This window comes from Duganella guangzhouensis, from assembly GCF_009674535.1.
GTDB classification, from domain to species: domain Bacteria; phylum Pseudomonadota; class Gammaproteobacteria; order Burkholderiales; family Burkholderiaceae_D; genus Rugamonas; species Rugamonas guangzhouensis.
The window spans coordinates 96,455-118,829 of record NZ_WKJK01000007.1; the positions used below are offsets into that span (position 1 = coordinate 96,455).

Below are 22,375 nucleotides of genomic sequence, written 5' to 3' on the forward strand. Positions count from 1 at the left end.
ATGCGCCGCCTTGCCATCGCCGTCGCTGTCAGCGGCACGCTCAGCGTGTCCCTGTCCGCGCACGCGGCCCTGACCGAAAACCTGACCACCAGCGTGGTGGCGATGGCAATGGGCAATGCCGTCACGGCCGACCCGCCCGGCATCCAGTCGATCCACTTCAACCCGGCCGGACTGGCGCGGCTGACTGGCGACAGCGAAAGCATCCACAACTTCGTGGCCTCGATCCGCACCAGCGCCCGCTTCACGCCGGGCGATGGCTTCGACGTCGGCGGCTGGACCGACGATCCGCTGTCGAATACCTCGACCGGCCCGGTGCGCCAGGTGATGTACGTGCCCGGCTACGGCATGCCGGGCTGGCGGCTGCCGGCGGTGGCCGTGCCCGGCATCGGCATGGCCTGGAACACGCCGGGCTCGCCGTGGACCTTCGCCACCGACAGCTATATGTCGCAGGCAATGAGCCTGGACCGCACTAGCGATCCCAACGATCCCGGCCAGTACCAGGGCCGGCAGCAGCAGATCCAGCGTCTGGTGTACGCATCGCCGGCGGTGGGCTACAAATACTCGGACACGCTGCGCTTCGGCATGGCGATCCCGATCGCCCACGCTGCCTTTGTGGTCGACACCAATATGCGCTTTCCCAACGAGCTGCTGGGCGTGTTCGGTCAGCTGCAAAAAGGCTGGTGTCCGGAAGATGGCGGCAACATCATCGACGTGTTCGGCTTTGGCGTGTGCGGCGGCGGCAAGGATGGCATGGTCAGCCCGTTCAAGAAAGCCGCCAATATGCGGCTGGAACTGACCGCGCCGTTCGACCCCACCGTCAACTTTGGCGTGCTGTGGGAACCATCGGAAAAATTCGCGCTGGGCGCGGTCTACCAGGGCGGCTCCAAGACCCACTACACCGGCAGCTACGTGTTCACCACCGAACCGATGCTGCGCAACTTCGTGGCGGGCATGAACGCCAGCCTGCTGGGACCGATCGCCGGCGCGGTGCTGGGTTTCCCATCGTCGATTCCGGCGGTACAGAAGGGGAATATGAGCGCCACCATCCCCTTCCCCTGGCACATGCAGGTCGGGCTCAAGCTCAAGCCGGTGCGCTGGGTGCAGCTCAACGTCGACGCCAGCTACGCCCACTGGAGCGAATGGGACGCGCTGCGCTTCCAGTTCGACCAGAGCATCAAGCTGCTGGAAGTGGCGCGGCTGTACGGCATACCGGATTCGGGCAAGCTGGTGATCCCGCGCGGCTACAAGAGCGTGGTCAACTTCGCGTATGGCCTGCAGCTGCAACCGCTGGAACGGCTGGCGCTGCGACTGGGCTTTGAACCGCGCAAGACCTCTATCCCGGCCGACAAGATCGACCTGCTGGCGCCGCTGCCGAATGCCAAGCTGTTCAGCGCCGGCATCGGCTTCAAGCTGGACAAGAACACCGACATCAACATCACCGGCTCCTACCTGACCGGCAAGTTTTACGCGCCGGCCAACAGCAGCTGCAATATGAACTGCAACACCTTCCTCAACATTATCTACAACCCGTACGCGGGACAAAACGTGGCCGGCGACATCCACGTCCGCTACTTTGGCTTTGAAATCAACAAGCGTTTCTGATCGACCTGGAGGAGAGCACAATGAAAAAAACCAAACAATGTCTGGCGCTGCTGGCCCTGAGCGCCGCCTGCTGGCAGGCCCACGCCGCCGCGCCGATTCCGCCCGCCAAGCAGGCGCTGGTGGACCAGGTGCTGAAGCTGTGGAATATCGACAGCATCGGCCAATCCATGCTGCAAGTGCCGGTGGCGGACGCGGTGCAACAGGCGCGCGCCATGCTGCAGGGCCGCGCCGCGCCGGAAAAGCGTGATGCCGCCATGAACGACATCGTCGGCGACGCCAAGCAATTCATGGCCGACACCACGCCCATCACCCGCGCCAGCGCCGACAAGCTGATCCCGAGCACCATCGCCCCGCTGCTGGCCGAGCGCTACACCGAGGACGAGCTGAAGCAACTGATCGCCATCCTCGAATCGCCGGTGAAGAAAAAGTTTGAAGCCATGCTGCCGGAAATGCAGAAAACCCTGGGTGAAGGCGTGGCGGCCGACACCCGCGCGGTGATCGATCCCAAGCTGCAGGGCCTGAAAGAAAAAATCGGCCTGCGTCTGCGCGCTGCGGTCACGCCATGACGTACTCATCCGCCCTGCATCTGGTGCGCGGCGTGAAATCGCGGCTGGCGCAGTCCGGCGTGCAAGCGGACGCGCTGTTCGCACAAGCCGGGCTGGACGAAGGCGACGGCCTGGCCTGCGACGCGCTGACACTGTCGGACAAACTGAGCCACCTGTGGGAGTTGCTGGTGGCGCAATCGGGCGACCCGCTGATCGGCCTGAAGATCGCCACCCCGCACCGGCTCGGCTGGCTGGGGGTGATGGGCCACATCATGCTGGTATCGCCGACGGTGCAAAGCTCGATCGAGCGCTGCCATGGCCAAACCCGGGTCGGCCTGCTGCTGCCGGGCGCGCGCCGCGACGTGCCGCGCCAGCGCTACGACTTCGTCTGGTGCGTACTGCTGCGATCGCTGCGCTGCGCCGCCGGGCGCGACGACATCGCCCCGGTGGTAGTCGAATACAACTTCCCGGCGCCGGCCAACGCGCTGGTGTACGAAGAGACCTTCGGCTGCCCGGTGCGTTTCGACATGCCGCACAACGTGATGGAATTTTCCGACACCGACCTGGTCTCGGCCCTGCCCGCCAATCCGCCGCTGCTGAATGGCGGCGGCGAACGCGTGCTGGCCACCCTGGCCGCCGCCGAACCGCCGACCTTCAGCGCCAAAGTTCAGGGGCTGCTGGCCAGCCTGCTGCCGAAAGGTCCGCCGCACCGGGACGACGTCGCCGCGCAAATGATGATGAGCGAGCGCACGCTGCAACGCCGGCTGGCCGAGGAAGGCACCAGCTTCACCAACCTGGTCGACGACACCCGGCGCGAGCTGGCACGGCAATCGCTGAGCGCCGGCGAGCTATCGCTGAAGATGCTCAGCTTCCAGCTCGGCTTTTCCGAGCCGAGCGCGTTCTACCGCGCCTGCAAACGCTGGTTCGGCATGGCGCCGTCCGACATCCAGCATCTTGCACACCAGCCGGGACCGGAGCCGGACGTACTGCAGGCACCGGCGTCACGGCACAAATCCGCATAAAGGAGCACCCCATGGGATGGCTATCAAACAATCAAAACAAATCGATGCTGGGCCAGCTGCTGGTCCGGCAAAAGCTGATTACCGAAGAACAGCTGGCCAACGCGATCGCGCTGCAACGCCAGACCGGTCAGCGGCTGGGCGACATCTTTGCCGAGCTCAACCTCATCACCCAGCAGCACATCGAAGACGCCCTGCGCAAGCAGCGACGGCTGCGGATGGCGGCGGCGATTGCCGCCTCCTTGCTGGCGCCGCTGGAAACCTATGCCGCGTCCGCGTTACCGGCGGCCGCCTTGACCGCCAGCGCCCCGGTCGGCGTCCCCGGCCGCGCGCTGCGCGCGTTGACCGAAGAAGAACTGGGCGACACCTCGGCGCAGGGGCTCAGTGACGACCTGGTCAGCGCCGTCAAACACGCCAAAAGCAACAATCTGGAAGTAGTGGGCGAAATGAGCAAACTGTTGAATCCGGTACTAGGCTTCCTCGAAGCCGACACCACGATGAAAAACGTCGTCTACGACCCCAGCAAAGCCGCCGCCACCATCAACAAAGACGGCACGCTGACGCTGAGCCTGCCATCCTCGATCGGCGAAATCGCCTTCAACAACATCCGCGTACGCGGCACCGAAGGCAGCAGCTTCGGCAGCATCAGCATCAAAGGCATCGACCTGAGCGGCACCAGCATCACCGTCGGCTTCCGCTAACTCCGGGGTCAGGTCCATCATTTCTACACGGGCTGTGCCGTGGCGTTCCGCCACGGCACAGCCCGTGTAGAAATGATGGACCTGACCCCGGAGTTGTAGAATGGAGGCATGACTGTTCGTAACTTTTCTTATATCGGCCGCTTCGCGCCTTCGCCTACCGGGCCGCTGCATACCGGCTCGCTGGTGGCGGCGATGGCCAGTTATCTTGATGCCAAGGCGCATCATGGCCAGTGGCTGGTGCGGATCGAGGATGTGGATGTCGGCCGTAATGTGGCCGGTGCCGATCAGCATATTCTCGCCTCGCTGCAGCGCTGCGGCATGCATTGGGATGGCGAGGTTACCTGGCAAACCCAACGTTATGCGCTGTATGAGGCGGCGGTGCGCCAACTCGGTGATCTGATCTATCCCTGCGGCTGCTCGCGCAAGGAAATCGCGGATTCGCAATTGTCGCTGAGCGGCCGTCAGGCGCAGGCGCTGATTTATCCCGGCACTTGTCGCCATGGTCTGGCGCCAGGCAAGGTCGGCCGCGCGCTAAGGCTGAAGGTGCCGCAAGAACCGCACTGCATACTGTCCTTCGACGACCGCTGGAGCGGTCACTACAGTCAGGATTTGACCGATGAGGTGGGCGATTACGTCGTCCGTCGCGCCGACGGTTATTGGGCTTATCAGCTGGCGGTGGTGGTCGATGATGGCGCGCAGGGCATCACCGACATCGTACGCGGCGCGGATTTGCTCGACTCCACGCCGCGCCAGCTTTATCTGCAACAGGTGCTGGGCCTGCCGCAACCGAGCTATCTGCACGTGCCGGTGGTGGTCAACGAGTTGGGCGATAAGCTGTCCAAGCAAACCGGCGCGCGCGCCTTTGACGATGGCGGCGATCCGCACCATCTGCTGCACGAGGCCATGCTGCCGGCGGCCCGCTTCCTCGGCCTCGATCTGCACGCCGACAACATCGATGCCTTCTGGCGCGCCGCCATTCCTGCCTGGGCGCAATTGCTGCAAACCCTGCCGCGGCGGCCGTGATGTCGTGCGCTGCGCATCGCCGCTTTTCTCTACACTGATCCAATGGAAGTCGAACTCAAACTCTTACTCGCGGCGCAGGATAACGACAAGCTGCTGCACCATCCGCTGCTCGGCACGCCGACGCGCGTGCAGCAGTTGGCCGCGCGCTATTTCGATACGCCGGATCTGCATCTGATGCGTCACGGCGCGGGCCTGCGCGTGCGCAAGATCGACGGTGAATGGATTCAGACCATGAAGGCCGGCGGCAGCGTGCAAAGCGGTCTGCACAGCCGCAACGAATGGGAAGGCGCGGTGGACCGCAGTTGGCCGCGCCTCGGCAAGCTGCGCAAGCTGATCGGCGATGACGATCACTGGTTGGCCATCCTAGATGCACCCGATCTGAAAGACCGCCTGGAGGCGCTGTTTGTGGTGGACGTGGAACGCCACCTGTGGGAGGTGGAAGTCGACGGCAACCGCATCGAGGTGGCACTGGACGTCGGCCACATCGAACGCAAGTCGCACCGGGTGCCGGTCAACGAAATCGAACTGGAACTAAAAGAAGGCGACGCCGCCGGCCTGTACGCGCTGGCGTTGCAACTGCTGGAGGATATCCCTCTGCGCATCAGCAACATCAACAAGGCGCAGCGCGGCTACATGCTGGTGCGCGAAACCGGCCACGCGCCCTATCGCGCGCAGGCGGTGAAGTTGCCGTCCGATGCCGGCATGGCGCAGGCGTTCAGCGCGATTCTGGACAACTGCATCCAGCACATCCAGCGCAACGAACTGGCCGTGGTGGAGGGACACGATCCCGAAACCCTGCACCAGATGCGCGTCGGTGTGCGCCGCTTGCGTTCGGCGCTCAAGCTGTTCGACGCGCTCGCGCCCTGCACGCCGCAGCTGGCCGAGGACATCGCCTGGCTGGGCACCCAACTGGGCACAGCGCGCGACTGGGATGTGCTGCTGTCGTCGACGCTATCGCGGGTCGAAGCCGCGCCCGGCGGCCGCCATGGCATGATGGATGTGCAGGCACTGGCGCTGGCAACGGCCCAAGCCAAACGGCGCGAGGCGGCGCAAGCCATACTGTCGCCACGCTACACGCGTTTGATGCTGACGCTGGGCGTGTGGATGCTGCACACCGCGCCGCTGCTGCACGGCGTGGCCGCCAGCTTCTCGCGTCACACGCTGCAAACGCTGCACAAGAAAATGCTCAAACGCGCCCATCGCATGGACAACGGCGATCCGGCCAGCGCGCACCGCACCCGCATCGCTACCAAGCGCGGCCGCTATGCGCTGGAGTTTTTCCATGCGCTGTACCGCGACAAGGGCGCGCGCGCTTATCTGCAAGCGCTGGCCGCAGCACAAGAGGAACTGGGCCAGCACAACGATCTGGTGGTGGCCGAACGCCTGCTGCAGGAACTGGCGCAGCAGCACGCCGATGCGGCCGGCGCGATCCAGTTCGCGCGCGGCTATCTGGTGGCGCAGCAGGCCGCCCAGCCGGCCGATCTCGCCACGTTGCGCGACAGCCTGCAAGCGCTACGGCTGCCGCATCTCAAGCATTGATCACTGCCGCGCTGGGCGCGACACCACGTTCCAGCTCACATTACCGGGGCACTTGGCCTGCTGCACCGCCTGCAGCGTGTCGTCGGCCTCGGTGCTGGCCTGCGCGTACACCTTGCTGCCGCTGATCTTGAAGTGCAGTGCCGGCGCGGCGGTGCTGGCGGTCTTCGACAGCGCCGGCTTGAAGCCGTGATCGGTCAGGATCTTGCGGCAGGCATCCAGGCCGGTCAGGTTGTCCGATTCGATCGCGATGGTCAGCACCCAACTTTCCACATAGCCGCGCGCGGCGCGTTCCGGCTCCGGCAACATCAGGTTCGACGGCAAGGTGACGGCGTGGGCGGCGGCGGTCAGCAGGGAGGCGCTCAATGCCAGCGCAATTCGACGATACATGGGCATTCCTTCAAAATCCGGTAAAGACCCCTATGGTATCAGGCCAGCATCGGATACAGGGTGGCTACCAGTGCGAGCGCCATCACCAGGTTGAAGATGCGCACCGAGCGCGGGTCTTGCAGCACACGCCGCATGGCGACGCCAAACATGGCCCAGGCGCCGACGCAGAAGATGCCGATCACCCAGAACACGCCGGCCAGCAGTGCCGCATCCATCACGCCAAAGCCCTGCGGCAGGTAGGTGGTGAGCGCGCTCAGGCCCATTACCCAGGCCTTGGGATTCACCCACTGGAAGGCGGCGGCGCCGAAAAAGCCCATCGGCTTCGCCGCAGCCGCCTGCTCGCCGCTCATTGGCGCGGCGTGCGCCAGCTTCCAGGCCAGCCACAGCATGTACAGCGCGCCGACGTATTTGAGGATGGTCTGCAGCATCGGAAACTGGTCGAATACCACATGCAATCCCAGTCCGGTGGCGAAGATCATGAAGGCGAAGCCGCAGCAAATGCCGAACAAGTGCGGCAGCGAACGCACAAAGCCGTAATTCAGGCCCGAGGCCAGAATCATGGTGTTGTTCGGGCCGGGCGTGATGGAACTGACGGCGGCAAATGCGCACAAGGGCAGCAGCAATTCTGGCGACATGATGGGTATCCGTTTGCGTAGTGTGCTTGCATTGTACGGCCAAGTGTACTGGCGTGTACCAGTACACTTTAGCAAACAATCTCCGCCACTGTATAGGTGGTTTTACCGATACGACTTGCGGCGCCCCACTTGCTTGTTGAAGCTTTCCAGCTCGCGCTGCACCAGCTCCTGGCCGTTTTCGATCACGAAGTCCTGGAACGACGCCGCCACCTTGGGAATCGGCTGGTCGGTCAAGTGCATGATCTGCCAGTCGGCTTCCACCGGATTCTGTGCCATCGGCAGCATCGCCAGCAGGCCGTTTTCAAATTCCAGCCCGCAGGCGTGCACCGACAAAAAGCCGACGCCCAGCCCGGCCGATACCATGCGCTTGATTGCCTCGTTACTGGACACCTCGGAACCGAATTCCGCCGCGTGGCCCTCCTCTCGCAGCAGCTTTTCCACTGCGGTGCGGGTACCGGAACCGCGCTCGCGCACCAGCAGGTTGGCCGCCATCACATCGTTGAGGGTGATTTTTTTCTTCTTCATCAGCGGATGCGAGGGGCTGGCGATGAAGGCCATCGGGTGACGCGCAAAGCGCGCGGCGTTGGTGCGCAACTCGCGCGGCGGCGTGCCCATGATGGCCAGTTCGATCTCGTGCCGCGCCAGCATGTTGATGATCTCGGTGCGGTTGCCCACTTGAAGTTTGAGCCGCACGTCCGGCCGCTCCAGCGTGAACGGCACCAGCAGCGGCGGCAGCAAGTGCTCGGCGGTGGTGACGGCGCCGATGCGCAACGTACCGGAGGTGACGCCGCGCAGCGCCGACAATTCGTCGGTGGCCTGCTCCCACAGCCGCAGGATGCGCTCGGAGAATTCCACCATTACCTCGCCCGCCGCCGTCAGCTGAATATTGCGTCCGACCTTGCGCGTCAGCGGCATGCCGACCATGTCTTCCAGCGTGCGCAATTGCAGCGACACGGCGGGCTGGGTCAGGTGCATGGCGTCCGCCGCGCGCGACACGCTCTCATGGCGGCCGACCAGTACAAGTGACTGTAATTGGCGAAAATTGGCATGATACATAAGGATTCCTTATTGATTATCCAAAATCTTTAATTTTTCTTTTGAACATTCTACCTCTATATTAATAACCATCTGACATCGTTGAGCGGAGAGTGATATGAGCATAGACGTGATCTTCCTGGGCCTGGACGGCGTTCTGTTTGATACCGAAGCGCTGCACCTGGCTGCCTGCAATGCGGCGTTTGCCAACGCCGGCCTGTCGATACGCTGGACCCTGCCGGCACTGCGCGCCGCAGCCGCCAGCCATGGCTACGCGCGAGCCATCCACTCCATCAGCGCGCTGGCGCGTGAAAAACGCCGCCTGGCCGAGCTGCAGGCAGACCAGCATCGCGAGTTCCATCAAGCGATCCTGGCGCGTCCACCGCAAGCGCAGGCCGCCGCGCTGGCGCTGATCGAGGATGCCACCGCTGCCGGCACCAAGATTTGCCTGCTGACCGATCTGCCGGCGCCGGCCACTTCGGCCTTGCTGGAACGCCACTTCGGCGCGGACGTGAATAGCCTGTTCAGCGTGGTCGCCGGCGGCGTCGTTTTCGACGCTGGTAATGGCGCCGGTCCGTATGCGCACGCGCTGCACGCCATCGGCGCCGCGCCGCATGATGCGATCGCCATCGACACCGCCGTGCCGGCACTGCGCGCCGCCGCCGATGCAGGCCTGTGGACGGTGTCGGTCGCGCCATACGGCACCGACGTGGTACGTCCACGCCAATTCATCACCTTCGACGCGCTGCACGAGCTGCAAGCCAGCCCGTACACGCCGGACCAGCAACGCCCGCAGCCGGGACTGCACCGCGCCGCCTGATCTTCAGGCGGTGGCAGGGCGCCGCGCGAATAAACCAGCCTATAATGGATTCATGACGACGCCCACCATGCCCACCATCGCTAATCACCTCAACCTGCTGGCGCGCTACAACGCCGACATGAACCGCCAGCTATACGACGCGGCGGCCCAGCTGCCGGCAGGTGAGCTGACGGCGGACCGCAAAGCCTTCTTCGGCTCCGTGGCCGGCACGCTGAATCACCTGCTGGCCGGCGACACCATCTGGCTCAAGCGCTTCAGCACCCACCCCGCCGACTTCCCCGCGCTGCGGGCGATGCAGGCGTTGGCGCAGCCATCCGGCCTGACGCACTTCTTCGGTGACGACATCGCCACCCTGCGCGCGCACCGCGAGCAACTGGACGCCATCATCCTCGATTGGGCGCCGCAGATCACGGCGGCGGATCTGGAGCACACCTTCGAATACCGCAATACGCGCGGCGATTTATTCCGCAAGCACTTCGGCAGCGTGGTACTACACTTTTTCAATCACCAGACGCACCATCGCGGCCAGGCCAGCACGCTGCTGACGCAAGCCGATATCGATATCGGTATCACCGACCTGCTGGTATGGGTACCCGACCTATGAAAATCGCCGTCTACAGCGCCCAGCCCTACGACCGCCGCTTCCTCGACGAAGCACGCGCCACCCTGCCCGGCGTGGACGCCACCTATTTCTCCGACCGTCTGGAGCTGGATACGGTGCCGCTGGCGCAGGGCTGCACTGCCGTCTGCGTATTCGTCAACGACATCCTCGACGCGCCGGTGCTGCAAGCGCTGCACGCGCTGGGCGTGCGCGCCGTGCTGCTGCGCTGCGCCGGCTTCAATAACGTCGACCTGCAAACCGCCACGCGACTCGGCCTGTTCATGGCGCGCGTGCCGGCTTACGCGCCGGAAGCGGTGGCCGAACACGCGCTGGCGCTGGTGATGACGCTGAATCGCCGTACCCACCGCGCCTATGCCCGCGTACGCGAAGGGAACTTCGCGCTGGACGGCCTGCTCGGCACCACGCTACACGGCAAGACCGTCGGCATCGTCGGCGCCGGCCAGATCGGCGCTTGCGCGGCGCGCATCTTCCACGGCATGGGCTGCAAGGTACTGATCAGCGATCCGGCACCAACGCCGCAGCTGGACGGCGTGGCTGAACGTGCCTCGCTGGAGACGCTGCTGGCGCAGTCGGATGTGGTCTCGCTGCATTGCCCGCTGCTGGACGCCACCCGGCACATGATTAACACCACCAGCCTGGCGCGCATGAAGCGCGGCGCCATGCTGGTCAACACCTCGCGCGGCGGCTTGATCGACACCGCCGCCGTCATCGAGGCACTCAAATCCGGCCAGCTCGGCGCGCTGGCGATCGACGTCTACGAACAGGAAAGCACCCTCTTCTTCGAGGACCACTCCAGCGACATCATCGCTGACGATGTGTTCCAGCGTCTCATGACCTTCCCCAATGTGCTGGTCACCGGCCATCAAGGCTTCTTCACCATGGAAGCTATGCGCGAAATCGCCGCCGTCACGTTTGCCAATCTCGCCTGCTACATGCAGGGCTCCGAATGCGCTAACGCGTTACCAACCCATTAGTATTTTTGAAGGAAGTTCATGTCGCTCGCCTATCGTGCCAACGCCGATTTCGCCAAGCTCAATCACCCGATGCGGGTACCGCTGTCGGCGGAGATCCATTCACGCCCGTTCCTGCAATTGCAGGCGCCGGAAAGCCTGACCCACTTTGCGATCTACCTCAAACAGGACCAGCCCTCGCGCCAGAACCATCGCAGCAGCCAGCACCACATCCTGGAGCAGCTGTGCATGCACTACGGCGTGGCGGGACCGACCTCGCAGGCGCGCTACTTCTTCCATGACTTCGGCCGCTTCCGCCTGAAGTGGGAATGCCACACCGAGTTCGCCACCTACACCTTCGTCGAACGCGGCGAGCCTGGCATGGATTGCCGCGGTTCGTTCGACCGCACGCCGCTGCAGCACGTGCCACAGGAATGGCTGGCTGGCCTGGACGGCAAGATCATCGTCGCCGCCCACGTCCTGCTGTGCAAGGGCGATGCCGACGATGCAGGCTTCGCCGACAGCATCCGCGACCTGTTCCAGGGCCGCTCGCTGGTCGGCAGCAGCGCCGGCGGCAATGCCGAGGTGTGGACCGACTTCCTGATCCAGCCGGATGGCTTCAGCCGCTTCGTGGTGCGTGACCAGAAGCTGCGCGAGTTCCAGTCCGGCCGTCTGGTCGGCCGTCTGCTGGAAATCGAAACCTATCGCATGATGGCGCTACTCGGACTGCCGCAAGCGGAAGCCACGCAGCCGGAGCTGAACGGCATCGAGAACGAACTGGCGTCGCTGACGGCGACACTGGTCAAGAGCGAAGGCAATGAGGACCAGGATCTGCTGACCAGCATCACCAGCCTGGCGGCACGGATCGAGAAAATCTCGGTCAACAACAGCTACCGCTTCGCCGCCTCGCAGGCGTACTTCAACCTGGTGCAGGCGCGCATTCAAGAGCTGCGCGAAGTGCGCATCGAAGGCATCCCGACGCTGGCCGAATTCATGGGCCGCCGCCTGGCGCCAGCCATGAACACCTGCACCTCGGTGTCGCAGCGGCAGGAAGCGCTGGCCAAGCGTATCGCGCGCAGCAACGACCTGCTGCGCACGCGGGTCGGCATCGAGCAGGAACAGCAGAATCGCAAGATCCTGCAATCGCTGGATACCCGCGCGGCCCAGCAACTGCGGCTGCAACAGGCGGTCGAGGGCTTGTCGGTAGCGGCGATTTCCTACTACACGCTGGGATTGGTGGGCTACGTCGGCAAGGCGATGAAGGCCGGCAGCCTGCCGGTCAATCCGGATCTGATGACCGGCATCGCGGTGCCGCTGGTGATCGGCGGCGTGTGGCTAGGCTTGCGCCGCCTGCACCACCAGCTCTCCGGCAGCGCTAAACACTGAAGCGGCTCGCCAGGAAACTGGCGATGCGGCTCTGGGTCGATTCCAGATAGGGGATGTTGATGTGGTCGGAGTCGGGCACGATTTCGTCCGCATGCAGCGTCCCCAGTTTTTCCACCAGCAGATCGGTATGCGAGTGCGGCACGATATCGTCCACCGCCGCCCGCAACACATAGGTAGGCGCCTTGATCTGATGGGCGTACTTCACCGATTCGAATTTATGCTTCAGCACATACTCCACCGGCAGCGTCTTGAACTTGCGCTTGGCAATGGCGAGGATGGAGTCGTACGGCGTAATCAGCACGATGGAATTGGCGTCACGTTCCATCGCCACCTGCACCGCCACGCCTGAACCCAGGCTGCGGCCAACCACCGCGATGCGCTTCGGATCGACGTGATGGCGTTCGCTCAGCCAGTCGTACAGCATGCGGCCATCGTCGACGAAATGCTCCTCGGCCGGATCGCCATGCGAATCGCCATAGCCGCGATAGTTCACCGCCAGTACCGCCATGCCGGGGAACAGCTTGCCGGCATCGCGCGCTACCCACGACACTTCCTCCGAACGGCCGCCGAAATACACCACGCCCGGATGAGGGCCGGCCACCGGCGGTGTCATCAGCCAGCCGGACAGGCGTGTGCCATCCTTGGCCCGCACCACAATAGGACGGGTGCGATGGCCGCTGCTATAAGGCTTGAGAACTTCGCGCTTGCTGCCCAATGGATTGAACAGCAGCCGCTTCTGGTTGGCCGCGACCGCAGCGGTCAATCCCATCCACAGCACACTCACGACGCCCGCCAAACCGGCGACTTTTTTCGAATTATTCATGACTCTACTTTACTCTTCTCTTGCAAGGCCGCTGCGCGTTGACGCACAAAATTCACGACGGCGTACGATTCAAGCCACACATGCGGCCAATTGCCGCTTTCTCAAGCCGGCGCGCCCAACCCGGTATAATCTGCGCTTCGCTTTTTTCATGATTTGCCGACAATGAAACCTGCCGTCGTCCTGCTGCACAGCTCCATGAGCTCCAAGTCCCAGTGGCTGCCCCTGAAGGCGCAGCTGGAAGCGTCGTGGCGCTGCATCGCCGTCGATCTGCAGGGTTATGGCGCCGCGCCCTTCCCGTCCGACGCGGGCGAAGGCTATCAGCACACGCTGGCGCACGAAGTGGATGCGGTGATGGCCACCGTCGCCGCGCGGCTGGAACCGGGCGAAGCCTTCCACCTGGTCGGCCACTCCTTCGGCGGCGTCTGCGCGCTGCACCTTGCGCGCCGCCTGCCGGAGCGCGTACAGTCGCTGACGTTGTTTGAGCCGGTGGCCTTCCACCTGCTGCCGCCGTCGCATCCGGCGCGCGAGGAAATCGTCGCCGTCACCGACAGCATCAAGGCCGCCGCCAGCGAGCGCGATGCCACCCGCGTCTTCATCGACTATTGGAATCGCGCCGGCGCCTTCGACGACGCGCCACACAGCGCGCAAGACAAGATGGCGGCGCAAATCGCCAAGGTGCTGCTGGACTTCCAGGCGCTGCTGGGCGAACCCGCCACGCTGGCCGATCTGGGGATGCTGACCATGCCGTCGCTAGTAATGGCCGGCGAACGCAGCCCGGCTTCCACGCGCCTGCTGGTGGAAGCGCTGGCCGCCGCCCTGCCCAACGCCACCACGACGTCAACGCGCGGCGGCCACATGGCGCCGATCACCCATGGCGATGCCGTCAACCCACTGATCGCCAGCTTCCTCGCCAGCCAGACGGCCGACGCGCAGCAATGATGACGCGCACGCTCTGAATTACAAGCGGGGCGGGCATTCGCCCTTTTCATGCATCGCCTGGATTTCCCGCTGCGTTTCCAGCAGCGCGCTACGTTGCTGGCTCAGGGTTGCCATCATCTGATCGATATCCGCCAGCCGCGCATCCAGGCTTTTCATCAGACCTTCATGCAACGCCTCGCCTTCCAGCTGCGTCGCCGCACGTATCGCTTCCAGCGTGAAGCCGAGCTTTTGCCCGATCTGAATCAGATTGATGCGCTCCAGCGCCGACTCGCCGTACTCGCGATAGCCGTTGAAGCCGCGCTCCGCCTTCGGCATCAAGCCGGCCTGCTCGTAATACCGTATCGCCGAGGCCGCAATGCCCGCGCGCGTGGCCAGTTCACCTATCTTCATATTTCGCTTGACCTTAAAGTGAACTTTAATCTTAGCATGGCTCATCTCCTCTACCGATTTGGGAATACTTATGCTGTTTACAACGCTCACTCTGCCCAACGGCAGCACCCTGCCCAACCGCCTCGCCAAGGCTGCCATGGAAGAAAGCATGGCCGATGCCGGCCAACTGCCCGGCAGCGCCATTCATCGCCTGTACCAGCGCTGGGCGGAAGGCGGTATCGGGCTGCTCATCACCGGTAATGTGATGGTCGACAGCCGCGCGCTGACCGGCCCCGCCACCGTCGCGCTGGAAGCCGATACTCCGCTGGCACCGTTCAAGGCGTGGGCGCAAGCGGCCCGCTCGCATGGTGCGCAGGTGTGGATGCAAATCAGCCATCCCGGCCGCCAGGTCATGGCCAATATGGGCGGCCTGGCGTGGGCACCATCCGCCATCTCGCTCGACTTGGGTAAGCACAGCAAACTGTTCGCCCAGCCGGAAGCGATGAACGCGGCGCAGATCGCGGAAGTGATACGCCGCTTCGCCGACACCGCGCATGCCGCCGAACAGGCGGGATTCAGCGGCGTGCAGATTCACGCCGCGCATGGCTACCTGCTGTCGCAGTTCCTTTCGCCGCTGACCAACCGGCGCGACGACAAATGGGGCGGCAGCCTGGAAAACCGCGCGCGTCTGCTGCTGGAGGTGGTGCGTGCGGTGCGGGCGCGGGTATCGGCCGGATTCAGCGTCGCGGTCAAACTCAATTCGGCCGACTTCCAGCGTGGCGGCTTCTCCGAAGACGATGCGCGGCAAGTGGTGCAGATGCTGAACGAGCTGCCGGTCGACCTGATCGAACTGTCCGGCGGCAGCTATGAAAGCCCGGCGATGCAGGGCCGCACGGCGGATGGGCGCACGCTGGCGCGCGAAGCCTACTTCCTGGAGTTCGCGCAGGCGCTGGCTGGCGTGGCGCGCATGCCGGTCATGACCACCGGCGGCATCACCCGTCCGGCGGTGGCGGAACAGGTGTTGGCCAGCGGCGTGGCGGTGGTGGGCATCGCCACCGCGCTGGCAGTGGCGCCCAACCTGCCACGCCAGTGGCGCGCTGGCCAGGCACCGCAGGCCACGGCGGCAGCGGTCAACTGGAAAGACAAGACGCTGGCCAGCATCGCCACCATGGCGCTGGCACGGCGCCGTCTGCGCGCGCTCGGCAGCGGCGGCGCCCACGGCGGCAGCCTGAATGCGCTATACACGCTGGTGACGGACCAAGTGCGGCTTGCCCTGCTGACCAGACGCTATCGCAAGTGGCTCAGCACGCGCGGGCCGGCATTATCGTGACGCCTCGCCCACCACGATATCGATGGTGTTCTCCAGCCAGATACCGAGGTTGGGCGTGCGCGCCTGTTGCGCCGACGGTCCCAGTTCCGCCGGCGGATGGAACTTGGTGCCGATCGGCAGAATCGCGTTGAGGAAGGAGATATCGCCCTGAGGGAAATCCACATGCGTGGCCTTCGGCTCGAAGCCGGCGCCGCTGGCTTCCTTCGGCGTGAACACGCGCAGCGCGATATCGTCGGCATGGTTGATGAAGGTGATCGGCAAGCGCGCCGTGTTCAGCGTGGCCCAGTAGACCTTGTCGTGGAAGCCTTTAAACTCGGGATAGTTCCACGACTGGCCCGAGACCGTATCGTTGTAGTCCTTCTGCCAGACGTCAAACTCCACGCCCTGGGTGCGGTTCTTCCAGACCCGATACGGGCCGCGCCCCAGCCAGCGCATGGACTTCACCTCCGCTTCGGGATAATCGAATGTCACGCCCAGCGCGTCGACATAGCGGCTGCCTTCCATCTGGTAGCCATAGTTCACAGTGAGCCGGCCAGCGGACGTCAACCGCCAGTTGACCTTGCGCAGATTGCCGCTGTATTCGGCGGCCACCACCACATCGTCGCCATCGCGCGCGGCGTGGATGGTTTTCAGTTGCGCCGTGCCAGTCACCAGGCGTGGGCCATTGCTCAGCGGCGCCAGCACGTCGCCCCTCTTCAACTCGCGCAGATAGCCGGTAGACTTGTCGATCAACGCGCTCACCGCGCCAGCCTGCAGGCGGTAACCGTCCGCCAGTTCGACCAGCGTAGCCGAGGACGTGGCAGGGGCCGGGACCGCCACCGCGTCGCGTGCTCCGTGCATGCGCTCGGCAACCTGCTGCGGCGTGGCGATCATCCACGACCAGGTGTAGATCTCGCGGCCATCGCGGTCGGTTGCGCTCAGATATAGCGCATCCTGTCGCGCCCAATCCGCAGGCAAGGCGATGCTGGCCGCGCCGCGCATGCCCGGCGCCACATCAGGCACTTTCACATTACCCTGCGCGACAACAGCATAGCCGGTACCCGCGCCAAAGCGCACCAACTGCCAGCGCAGTTTCAGCTGATTGAGGTTGGTGAAATCGTAGCGGTTCTCCAGCGTGATCCGGCCATCAAAAGTCGACGGCAAAGAAGCCAGCTCCGACAACGGCAGATACAACGGCGACCAGATCTTCTTGATCGCAAAGAAGCTTCCCTCCTTTTCGCGATATGGCCCGAGAATGCCATCCGGCGCCAGATTGCCGGCGACATCAACCGCGCCACCACGATCATCCCGCACGATGCCTTCATCGACAAAGGCCCAGATAAAGCCGCCCGCGCTAAGCGGATTGGCCAGCATGGCGTTCCACCAATCGTTCAGGCTCGCGCCCGCGCCGCCGTCGTACAAGCCATGCAGGAATTCGGTCGGCATGAACACATCGCGGCCGTTGAACAGCGACGTGGCGCAGCAATTATAGGTCGGATAGTGCGCGGTATCGATGCCGCCGAAGTTCTCCCACGGATGGATCACCGGCCGCCGCTGCGCATCCCAGCCGGCATACAAGCCATCCAGCTCTCGATTGAAGCCACCCTCATTGCCATTGGCCCAAAACAGTATCGATGGATGATGCTGGTCACGCTGCACCAGCTCCTTCACCAGCGGCGTGGCGACGTCGGTGTCATAGGCTTTCTGCCAGCCGGTCAGCTCGTCGATCACGTACAGGCCCACCTCATCGGCCACGTCGAGGAAATGCGGATCGGGTGGATAGTGCGACATGCGCACCGCGTTCATGTTCATCTCTTTCATCAGCCGCGCATCCTGATAGCTGAGTGCCTTGCTGGTGGTTCGGCCGGAAGTCGGCCAGATCGAGTGGCGATTCGATCCCTTCAAGCGCACCTTGCTGCCGTTGACGTACACGCCATCACGCGGCCGCAGTTCGATGGTGCGGAAGCCGATAATCTTGCTGACCTCATGCACCACCTTGCCGCCCTTGAGCAGCTGGAAGCGCACCTGATAGCGCTGCGGATTCTCCGCCGACCACGGCACCACGCGATCGACGTGGCCAAGCAGATGCGCCTTGCCGTCCACCACCTCGACGCTAATCTCCTTGCCCATCGCCTTGCCATCCAGCGTGGTGATGCGCGCACTGACTTTGCCGCCAGTAGCGCCATCCAGGAACACGTCCGCACTGAAATCGCCGGTATGCCGCGCATCCAGACTGACACGTTCGATATTGGTTTGCGGCCTGGCCTCCAGCCACACCGGCCGGTAGATGCCACTGAACAGCCAGTAGTCCGAGCTGCGTTCGGCGCGGTTGACCGATGCGTTGGCGGAGTAACGATGCACCGTCACTTCCAGCTGATTGCTCTCGCCGGGCTTGAGCAGCCGAGAGACGTCGTAGCGGAACTCATAAAAGCCGCCCTGATGCACCGGTCCCGCTGGCTGGCCGTTGATGACAACCTGCGTGTCCGTCATCGCCGCACCAAACACAATGTCGATCCGCTTGCCACGCCACTCCGCCGGCACGGCGAACTGGTGACGATACACGCCAACGCTGTCCGGCGCGGGATCCTTCTGCCAGTCGTTGGAATAGCGGTAGGTGCCGAAGCCTTCCATCTCCCAGTTGGAAGGAACCGGAATCTTCTTCCACGCGCCGCTATTGCGGCCGCCGTTGACCTGAAAGTCCCAGTCGACGCGATGGTCCTTGTCAGTGCCGCTGAGGTATTGAATCTGGGTGGGTTCCGCGAAACACTGGCTGCTCAGCGCCAGTAAAAAGACACTCAGCAGCCAGCGCATTACAGACTCCTTCCGAAGCGTTTGCTTTCGCCCACCTTCAAATTAATTGAAACGACCTTGTAGCCGTAACGCACCTTGCCGGCGCCCGTGCCGGCCACGCGGCGGATGGTAGCGGCGGTGAGTTTGCCATTGGCCCAGGACAGGTCCACCTCATAACCACCACGCGCGCGCAGCCCTTTGACCGAGCCTGTGCCCCATGCCGACGGCAACGCCGGCAGCAGATGAATCTCGCCGGTCTGCGATTGCAGCAGCATCTCGCAGATGGCGGCGGTGGCGCCGAAGTTGCCGTCGATCTGGAACGGCGGATGAGCGTCGAACATGTTCGGATAGGTGCCACCAGCGTTGTTCGATTCCGTGCCCTGGCTGCTCTGCTGCGCGGCGCGCGCGCCAGGCTTGGCCAGTTGGCCGCGCAACATTTTGTAGGCGTGATCGCCGTCCAGCAGACGCGCCCAGTAAGCGGTCTTCCATGCCATCGACCAGCCGGTGCCAGCGTCGCCGCGCGCTTCCAGCGACTTGCGAGCGGCAGCGGCTAGCGCCGGAGTTTGGGTCGGTGAGAACTGCCGGCCGGGGAACAAGCCAAACAGGTGCGAGACGTGGCGGTGGGTATCGCCTGGCGTGTCGAGGACTTTGTCCTTTTTCTCGTCCATCCACTCCAGCAGTTGGCCCCAGCTGCCGATGCCTGGCTTGGCCAGACGGTCGCGCAATGCAGCGATGCGATCGCGGTAGGCCTTGTCGCCCAACGCATCGGCGGCTTCCACGGTGTTGTTGAACAGGTCCCAGATGATTTCCTGGTCATAGCTGACGCCATCTTCGATCGGACCGTGTTCCGGCGACCAGCCGAGTGGCGCGACCAGGCGGCCGTCCGGCAGCGGCTTCAGATAGTCTTCCCAGAACGCCACCGCTTCCTGCATCAGCGGGTAGGCGACGTTGCGCAGGTAGGCTTTGTCCTGGGTGTAGGCGTAGTGTTCCCAGAAGTGCTGCATGTACCAGGCGTTGCCGGTCTTGTTCCAGACGTAGCCCATGGCGCCGAACGGATTCGATTCGGTGCGCACGGTCCAGCCGCGCACCGGCTTGCCTGCGGCGCTGACGAAGGTTTCTTCGCGCTGCACCGCTTCGCCACTCAGGTCCGGGGCCGACATTTTGACCGACGATGGATCGGTGATGGCCTTGGCGGCGGTGTCGGCCACCAGCTTGCGGTAGACCGGCGCCACGCCCTGCACGAAGTTGAAGAACGGGTTGGCATGTTCGGACAGGTTGGCCGGTTCGGCTGGCCAGTAGTTCATCTGGATGTTGATGTTGGTGTGGTAGTCCGAATTCCACGGTGGCGTGATGCTGTTGTTCCACAGGCCTTGCAGATTGGCGGGCAGCGAGTCGCGCGAGCTGGAGATCAGCAGGTAGCGGCCGAATTGGAAGAACTGCGCTTCCAGTTCGGGATCGTTGCCCTCGGCGGTGTAGGCTTCGATGCGCTTATCGGTCGGCAGCGCGCGGCGCGCGGACGAGGCGGCGCCAAAGTCCACCGCCACCCGCTTGAAGCGCGCGCCATAGTCGCGTTCATGCGCCGCCACCAGCGCGGCCCACGCACCGGCGGCGCCGACTTGCGCCGTCACGCGCTGCAGCGGCGCATCGCCGTTGAAGTGGCGGGCGGCGTCGTTGAGATAGCTGGTGCCGGCGCCGAGAATCAACGTGATCGCATCCGCACCCTTAAAGCTAATGCGGTTGCCCTCCACCGCCAGCGTACCGCCCTCGTTCAGCACGCGCACCTGGCTGGCATACGCCATCGCATTGCTGGACGGCTGCTGCCCCTTGCCGCGCAACGAGCCAATCGCCGTAATGCGTCCATCCTGCGCGCTGATCTGCGCATCGTGCATATCGGTCAGCTCGATCGAGCCAGTGTACTGCCCGCGCTTGTCCGCCGTCAGCCGCACCGCAATCACCTGCGCCGGATAACTGGCCAGCGCCTGGCGCTGAAACTTCACGCCATTGTGCGTATAACTCACCGTATGCACACTGCGCGACAAATCCAGCGTGCGCGCATAGGCAGTTGTGCCCTGCTCATGCCCCGGCAGATTGATGTAGACATCGCCAAACGGCTGATACGCCCCCATCGCTGTTTCATCGCCAGTCCACAGCGTGATGTCGTTGAACTGCAAACGCTCACGCGCCAGCTGTCCGAAGATCATCGCACCGATGCGGCCATTGCCGATCGGGAGCGCTTCCTTTTCCCAATCCCCCGCCGGCTGGGCATAACGCAAAGTCAGGTCAGGCGCGGCCGCCGCGCTGGCGACGACGGCAACCAAGGTCAGGGCAAGCAGCTGTTTCATTGCGGATTAATCTTCACCAGAACCACATCATTAACGCGCATCTTCACCTTCACCGTGGCGGCGCCGGATGCAGGCACACGCACCGTACTGGTTTGCGGCCTATCCATCGTCAACGCCTGCAGACGCTCGATCTCTTTCGGCGTCAGCGTCTTGGGCGAATTCATTTTCAAATACGCCGTCTGTGCATCATTGGCCTCAAAGCCAGTGCGATACACGCTGACCGAATACGTCCCCGGCTTCAAGCCCTTCAGATCGATGCTGAGCGGCGCGCCATCGCGCGTCGGCTGCACTGTGGTGTAGAAACCGCGATTGCTACGCCCCTGCTTCGGCGTCTGAAAATCCCAGGCCAGCACCTGCACGCCACGGCCATCCTTGGCCGCGTAGCTTTGCGCATCGGCGGTCTTGAGCGCGGTGTCGCCCAACTGGTTCAGATACTTGTATGCGAACCAGGAAGCCTTGCGTATGCCCTGCGGATTCATCAAACCGAAGCCGCCCTCAAACGGCGCGGTCGGCGGCCCCGGTTCCTCGAACAAATCGCTGTAGGTCCAGTAGCTCATGCCCTGCGCGACGCCCTCGGTGGCTTTCAGCTTGCTGAGGATGTAGGGCGCGCTGATGTACGAATCGTGTACCGGATCGCGCGGCGTGTAACTGGTGCTCCACTCTGTGAAGTACAGCGGCATATTCGGATGACCGGCCACCGCCATCTCCTTGCGCACCTTGCGCACATCGCCCACGATGGCGTCCGGCGATGGCGACAGCTTGGTATCGTCCTTGCCATTTTCATCGAGGAAGCCGCCATCCACGCCATAGGTGTGGGTGGTGACGAAATCGACCACGGCGCCGGATTGCTTGGCGTGCGCCAGGAACTCAGGCACCCATGCCGCGCCGGCGGTCGAAGGGCCGCCAACACGCAACGCCGGATCAATCGCCTTGATGGTACGCGAGGTGATGTCGAACAGCTCGAAGTAGACCTTCTGATCCGCCTTCTCCCAGAAGCCATCCAGATTCGGCTCGTTCCACACTTCGAAGAACCAGCTGCGCACCTCTTCCTTGCCGTAGCGCTCCTGCACATGGCGAACAAACGCATCCACCAGCGCCGCCCACTTCTTCGGATCGGGATGCGAGGTATTACCCTTCCAGTAGAAGATGCTCAGGTCCGACGAGCGCATGGCCAACGGCGTAAAGCCCAGCTCCACAAAAGGCTTGATACCAATCTTCAGCAGCTGGTCGTACAGATAATCGAGCTTGGTCCAGTCGTACACCGGCTTGCCGTCCACCTCCTTGTAGGTGCCCAGCACATCGTGGAAGATGGCGTGGAAGCGGATGTAGCGGAAACCCAGTTCGTCCTTCGCAAGCTTCAGCTGCGCCAGACTGTCGTCGCGTATCAGCGTGCCCGGATAATCCGAGCCCACCGACAGATCCGCGAAACGGTCACGCGGCGCGCCGGGAGCGGCGGCGTCCACCGCGATGCGGCGCACATCGGCGGCCGATGCTACGCCTGCCAGGGCAAACAAAACAGCAACGGTCAAAGTCTTCATG

Annotated in this window: 20 protein-coding genes; 12 read left to right on the plus strand and 8 right to left on the minus strand. The window is 63.7% G+C overall.

Features of this window, described 5'->3' with window-relative positions:
• From GJ699_RS14905 to GJ699_RS14930, 6 genes are all read left to right on the plus strand, one after another.
• Entirely contained in the window at positions 1-1,602 is a 1,602-nt protein-coding gene (locus GJ699_RS14905) for an OmpP1/FadL family transporter (protein WP_154377515.1), read from the plus strand.
• Between the two features lie 20 nt (positions 1,603-1,622).
• Positions 1,623-2,168 (plus strand): DUF2059 domain-containing protein, encoded by a 546-nt coding sequence (locus tag GJ699_RS14910; protein WP_154377517.1) that lies wholly within the window; start codon positions 1,623-1,625, stop codon positions 2,166-2,168.
• Positions 2,165-3,169 (plus strand): AraC family transcriptional regulator, encoded by a 1,005-nt coding sequence (locus GJ699_RS14915; RefSeq protein WP_154377519.1) that lies wholly within the window; start codon positions 2,165-2,167, stop codon positions 3,167-3,169. The genes GJ699_RS14910 and GJ699_RS14915 overlap by 4 nt, the downstream gene beginning before the upstream one ends.
• Before the next feature lie 11 nt (positions 3,170-3,180).
• Positions 3,181-3,867, plus strand: a complete 687-nt coding sequence (locus tag GJ699_RS14920) for a cyclic di-GMP-binding domain-containing protein, MshE-related (protein WP_154377521.1) — start codon at positions 3,181-3,183, stop codon at positions 3,865-3,867.
• 108 nt (positions 3,868-3,975) lie between these two features.
• Entirely contained in the window at positions 3,976-4,890 is a 915-nt protein-coding gene (gluQRS, locus tag GJ699_RS14925; RefSeq protein WP_154377523.1) for a tRNA glutamyl-Q(34) synthetase GluQRS, read from the plus strand.
• Positions 4,891-4,932: 42 nt separating this feature from the next.
• Positions 4,933-6,429 carry a CYTH and CHAD domain-containing protein gene (locus tag GJ699_RS14930; protein WP_154377525.1) on the plus strand — a complete coding sequence of 499 codons (1,497 nt, stop codon included), beginning with the start codon at positions 4,933-4,935 and terminating at the stop codon, positions 6,427-6,429.
• On the opposite strand, the gene GJ699_RS14935 is transcribed toward GJ699_RS14930, so the two are convergent.
• The 3 genes from GJ699_RS14935 to GJ699_RS14945 all read right to left on the minus strand — a co-directional run bounded on the left by GJ699_RS14935 (position 6,430) and on the right by GJ699_RS14945 (position 8,507).
• Positions 6,430-6,816 carry a hypothetical protein gene (locus tag GJ699_RS14935; RefSeq protein ID WP_154377527.1) on the minus strand — a complete coding sequence of 129 codons (387 nt, stop codon included), beginning with the start codon at positions 6,814-6,816 and terminating at the stop codon, positions 6,430-6,432.
• Positions 6,817-6,854: 38 nt separating this feature from the next.
• Entirely contained in the window at positions 6,855-7,451 is a 597-nt protein-coding gene (locus GJ699_RS14940; protein ID WP_154377529.1) for a LysE family translocator, read from the minus strand.
• 102 nt (positions 7,452-7,553) lie between these two features.
• On the minus strand, positions 7,554-8,507 hold the full coding sequence (locus GJ699_RS14945) for a LysR substrate-binding domain-containing protein (RefSeq protein WP_154377531.1): 954 nt from the start codon (positions 8,505-8,507) through the stop codon (positions 7,554-7,556).
• A gap of 97 nt (positions 8,508-8,604) precedes the next feature.
• On the opposite strand from GJ699_RS14945, the gene GJ699_RS14950 reads away from it, so the two are divergent.
• From GJ699_RS14950 to GJ699_RS14965, 4 genes are all read left to right on the plus strand, one after another.
• Positions 8,605-9,306 carry an HAD family hydrolase gene (locus tag GJ699_RS14950; protein WP_154377533.1) on the plus strand — a complete coding sequence of 234 codons (702 nt, stop codon included), beginning with the start codon at positions 8,605-8,607 and terminating at the stop codon, positions 9,304-9,306.
• 67 nt (positions 9,307-9,373) lie between these two features.
• The gene (locus tag GJ699_RS14955; protein WP_154377930.1) at positions 9,374-9,910 is read left to right on the plus strand and encodes a DinB family protein; all 537 of its coding nucleotides are present in this window, start codon (positions 9,374-9,376) and stop codon (positions 9,908-9,910) included.
• Positions 9,907-10,902, plus strand: coding sequence for a 2-hydroxyacid dehydrogenase (locus tag GJ699_RS14960; protein ID WP_154377535.1), 996 nt, complete (start codon positions 9,907-9,909; stop codon positions 10,900-10,902). The genes GJ699_RS14955 and GJ699_RS14960 overlap by 4 nt, the downstream gene beginning before the upstream one ends.
• 18 nt (positions 10,903-10,920) lie before the next feature.
• Positions 10,921-12,264, plus strand: a complete 1,344-nt coding sequence (locus GJ699_RS14965) for a DUF3422 family protein (protein ID WP_154377537.1) — start codon at positions 10,921-10,923, stop codon at positions 12,262-12,264.
• Here GJ699_RS14965 and GJ699_RS14970 read toward each other — a convergent pair.
• Positions 12,254-13,087, minus strand: coding sequence for an alpha/beta hydrolase (locus GJ699_RS14970; protein WP_154377539.1), 834 nt, complete (start codon positions 13,085-13,087; stop codon positions 12,254-12,256). The two genes, GJ699_RS14965 and GJ699_RS14970, sit on opposite strands and share 11 nt — an antisense overlap.
• A 162-nt stretch (positions 13,088-13,249) precedes the next feature.
• Between GJ699_RS14970 and GJ699_RS14975 the strand changes: the two genes are divergently transcribed.
• The gene (locus tag GJ699_RS14975; protein ID WP_154377541.1) at positions 13,250-14,026 is read left to right on the plus strand and encodes an alpha/beta fold hydrolase; all 777 of its coding nucleotides are present in this window, start codon (positions 13,250-13,252) and stop codon (positions 14,024-14,026) included.
• 18 nt (positions 14,027-14,044) lie between these two features.
• Here GJ699_RS14975 and GJ699_RS14980 read toward each other — a convergent pair whose 3' ends face one another.
• Positions 14,045-14,416, minus strand: a complete 372-nt coding sequence (locus tag GJ699_RS14980) for a MerR family transcriptional regulator (protein ID WP_154377543.1) — start codon at positions 14,414-14,416, stop codon at positions 14,045-14,047.
• 70 nt (positions 14,417-14,486) lie between these two features.
• On the opposite strand from GJ699_RS14980, the gene GJ699_RS14985 reads away from it, so the two are divergent.
• A complete protein-coding gene (locus GJ699_RS14985) occupies positions 14,487-15,725 on the plus strand; it encodes an NADH:flavin oxidoreductase/NADH oxidase family protein (RefSeq protein WP_154377545.1) in 1,239 nt (412 codons plus the stop codon).
• On the opposite strand, the gene GJ699_RS14990 is transcribed toward GJ699_RS14985, so the two are convergent.
• Genes GJ699_RS14990 through GJ699_RS15000 form a run of 3 tightly spaced genes read right to left on the minus strand, consistent with a single transcriptional unit; the run spans position 15,717 to position 22,374 of the window.
• Positions 15,717-18,515 carry a glycoside hydrolase family 2 TIM barrel-domain containing protein gene (locus GJ699_RS14990; RefSeq protein WP_154377548.1) on the minus strand — a complete coding sequence of 933 codons (2,799 nt, stop codon included), beginning with the start codon at positions 18,513-18,515 and terminating at the stop codon, positions 15,717-15,719. The two genes, GJ699_RS14985 and GJ699_RS14990, sit on opposite strands and share 9 nt — an antisense overlap.
• A complete protein-coding gene (locus GJ699_RS14995) occupies positions 18,515-20,836 on the minus strand; it encodes a glycoside hydrolase family 95 protein (RefSeq protein WP_154377550.1) in 2,322 nt (773 codons plus the stop codon). The genes GJ699_RS14990 and GJ699_RS14995 overlap by 1 nt, the downstream gene beginning before the upstream one ends.
• Positions 20,833-22,374, minus strand: coding sequence for a GH39 family glycosyl hydrolase (locus GJ699_RS15000; protein WP_154377552.1), 1,542 nt, complete (start codon positions 22,372-22,374; stop codon positions 20,833-20,835). Before GJ699_RS15000 ends, GJ699_RS14995 begins: the two co-directional genes overlap by 4 nt.
• Position 22,375: the final 1 nt, after the last annotated feature.